At 68.2% G+C, this 3,093-nt stretch carries 3 protein-coding genes; 1 reads left to right on the top strand and 2 read right to left on the bottom strand.

The window, feature by feature from the left end; all coding sequences use genetic code 11:
- Together EGJ34_RS21075 and EGJ34_RS21070 are read right to left on the bottom strand one after the other, a co-directional pair.
- Window positions 1-1,619: ATP-binding cassette domain-containing protein (locus EGJ34_RS21075; protein ID WP_125362363.1), on the bottom strand; the 1,619-nt coding region annotated here is incomplete at its 3' end.
- Between the two features lie 36 nt (window positions 1,620-1,655).
- Window positions 1,656-2,522: a LysR family transcriptional regulator gene (locus EGJ34_RS21070; protein WP_125362364.1), complete on the bottom strand. Its 867-nt coding sequence runs from the start codon at window positions 2,520-2,522 to the stop codon at window positions 1,656-1,658.
- A gap of 123 nt (window positions 2,523-2,645) precedes the next feature.
- Here EGJ34_RS21070 and EGJ34_RS21065 point away from each other — a divergent pair.
- A partial coding sequence (locus EGJ34_RS21065; RefSeq protein ID WP_260477092.1) for a YeiH family protein occupies window positions 2,646-3,093 on the top strand: 448 nt, incomplete at its 3' end.

The following is a 3,093-nucleotide window of genomic DNA, read 5'->3' as shown; positions in this document are numbered from 1 at the left end:
GCCGCCTTGGCCGCCACGGGGGCCGCCTGCGCCGTCCGCTGCGCGGCATAGCGCTGCCAGTCGCTGTAACCGCCGACGTACTCGCCCACCACGCCCTCGCCCTCCATCACCATGGTGGAGGTCACCACGTTGTCGAGGAAGTCACGGTCGTGGCTGACCAGCAGCAGGGTGCCGGTGTAATCGGCCAGCAGTTCTTCCAGCAGCTCCAGCGTTTCCACGTCGAGGTCGTTGGTCGGTTCGTCCATCACCAGCAGGTTGGACGGCTGTGCGAACAGCTTGGCCAGCAGCAACCGGTTGCGCTCGCCACCGCTCAGGCGGGTGATCGGCGCACGCGCACGTTCGGGCGTGAACAGGAAGTCCTGCAGGTAGGCGTGCACATGCTTGCGCTTGCCGTTGAACTCGAGGAAATCGCGCCCCTCGGCCACGTTCTCGATGGCCGTCCAGTCTTCGCGCAGCACCGCCCGGTACTGGTCGAAATAGGCGATCTGCAGATTGGTGCCGGCCACGACTTCGCCGCTGTCCGGTGTGAGGTCGCCCAGCAGCAGTTTCAGCAGGGTGGTCTTGCCACTGCCGTTGGGCCCGATCAGGCCGATGCGGTCGCCGCGCAGGATGGTGGTGCTGAAGTCCTTGACCATGCAGCGCTCGCCGAAGGCAAACGAGATGTCCTTGACGTCGATCACCTTCTTGCCGGAGTTCTCGGCCTGGGCCGCTTCCATCTTGACGTTGCCGCTCATTTCGCGGCGCTGCGAGCGTTCGTTGCGCATCGCCTTGAGCCGGCGCACGCGGCCTTCGTCGCGGGTGCGCCGGGCCTTGATGCCCTGGCGGATCCACACCTCTTCCTGTGCCAGCAGCTTGTCGAAGCGCGCATTCTCCTGCGCCTGCGCATTGAGGCGCTCTTCGCGGCGGCGCTCGTAGTTGGCCCAGTCACCGGGCCAGCTGGTGACCTGACCACGGTCGATCTCGACGATGCGGGTGGCGAGCGCGCGCAGGAAGCGACGGTCGTGGGTGACGAACACCACGCTGCCGCTCCAGCTCTTCAGAAACGCTTCCAGCCAGTCGATGGCCTCGATGTCCAGATGGTTGGTCGGCTCGTCCAGCAGCAGCAGATCCGGCGCGGACACCAGTGCGCGCGCCAGCAGCACGCGGCGCTTCATGCCACCGGAAAGACGACCGAACTCGGCCTCGCCATCCAGTTCCAGCTTGGTCAGGGTTTCCTCGACCCGCTGGTCCAGACCCCAGCCGTTGGCGGCGTCGATCTTGGCCTGCACCGCGCCCAGCGCGTCTCCGTCGAAGACCTCGGCATGGCTGAGGTGATGGAATTCGGCCAGCCACTGGCCCAGTTCGCCCAGACCATCGGCCACCACATCGAACACGCTGCCGGCGGCACCGTGTGGCACTTCCTGTTCCAGCCGGGTGACCCGCACCCCCTGCTGCACGCGGACTTCGCCGTCATCGGGCTTGTGGTCGCCGGACAGCAGTTTGAGCAGGGTGGATTTGCCGGCACCGTTGCGACCGATCAGGGCGATGCGCTCGCCCGGTTCGATGGACAGTTCGGCTTTTTCCAGCAACAACGGGCCGCCGACGCTGAAGTCGACGTTCTGCAGAGTGATCAGAGGCATCCCATCATTGTAAGCGGGACGGCCGACCGCCGTCGCCTATTCCAGCAGCCCTGCCAACGCGGCGGGCAGAATGCGGCGCGGGTGCTGGACCGTCCACAGCTGGCGTGACAGCGGCGGCAGGTCGGTTTTCACCTCCCGCAGCGTGCCCAGCGCCAGCAGGTCAGCCACGGCATGCCGTGACAGGCAGGCCAGGCCCAGGCCGGCAGCGGCAGCCTGCTTGATCGCCTCCGTGCTGCCGAGCTGCATGCTGTCGGTGAAATGGTGCAGGTGCGGCAGCAGGCCCTGCTCGACCGCCTCACGCGTACCCGATCCCGGCTCGCGCAGCAGCCAGCGTGCGGCACGCAGCGCCGGCAGGCTCATGCGGGCAGGCGCGGTCGCAGCGGCCACGATCACCAGCGCATCGCGCTGCCATGGCCGCACCTGCAGGCCACTCTCATGGCAGGGCCCTTCGATCAGGCCGACGTCGACCTCCAGTCGCTGCACCTGGGCGACCACGTCAGCCGTGTTGCCGATCTGCAGCGCAACCCGGGCCCGGGCATGTACCGCCAGCAGTGCGGCCACGCGCGGCGGCAGCAGGTAGTTGCCGATGGTGGTGCTGGCGGCGATCCGCAGATGCACGGGGCGTGGTTGTGCCCCACCCGGTCCGATGCCGGCGTCCTGCTCCAGGGTCGCGGCTGCCATCAGCAACGCACGCGCCGGGTCCAGCAGGGCCCGGCCCTGTGCGTTCAGCAGCAGGCGGCGGCCGACCCGGTCGAACAACGGTGCCGGCAGCTGATGTTCCAGCTCGTTCAGGGCGGCGCTGACCGCCGACTGGGACAGACCCAGGGTGTCACCGGCAGCGGTGGTGGTGCCAGCATCGGCCACGGCCACCAGCACCTGCCATTGCCGCAAGCTCAGACGCAGCATGCTTGACCCGTTTTTCAGGTTATTGATAGCGATATTAGTCGTTTTACAGGTCATTCGCCCAGCCGCACGCTGCGCCGGTCCTCATCACCGGCGAGCCGCACCGTGAACACCGCCTCCTCCCTGGCCCCCACCCTGCTCTCCCTGCGCCGGCGCTGGTGGCCGCGACTGCCCGGCCTGGCGCTGACTGCCACCGTGGCCGGGCTGGCGCTGCTGCTCGGTCAACACGCTGCGCTGCAGTCACACGGCCTAAGCACCCTGACCCTGGCCATCGCGCTGGGCATCGGCCTGGGCAACACACTGTATCCACGCCTGGCCCCCCGCGCCGGGGCGGGAGTGGGCTTTTCCAGACAGTGGCTGCTGCGTGCCGGCATCGTGCTGTACGGGATGCGCCTGACCTTTCAGGACATCGGCCAGGTCGGCGTGGCCGGCCTGCTGATCGACGCGGTCATGGTGACCAGCACGCTGCTGCTGGCTGGCTGGGCCGGCACCCGGCTGTTCGGGCTGGAGCGCAGCAGCGCGCTGCTGATCGGAGCCGGCAGCGCGATCTGCGGCGCGGCAGCGGTGATGG

The organism is Stenotrophomonas sp. 278 (assembly GCF_003935715.1).
Taxonomy (GTDB): Bacteria; Pseudomonadota; Gammaproteobacteria; order Xanthomonadales; family Xanthomonadaceae; genus Stenotrophomonas; species Stenotrophomonas maltophilia_AH.
This window is presented reverse-complemented; position numbering and strand designations above follow the sequence as displayed.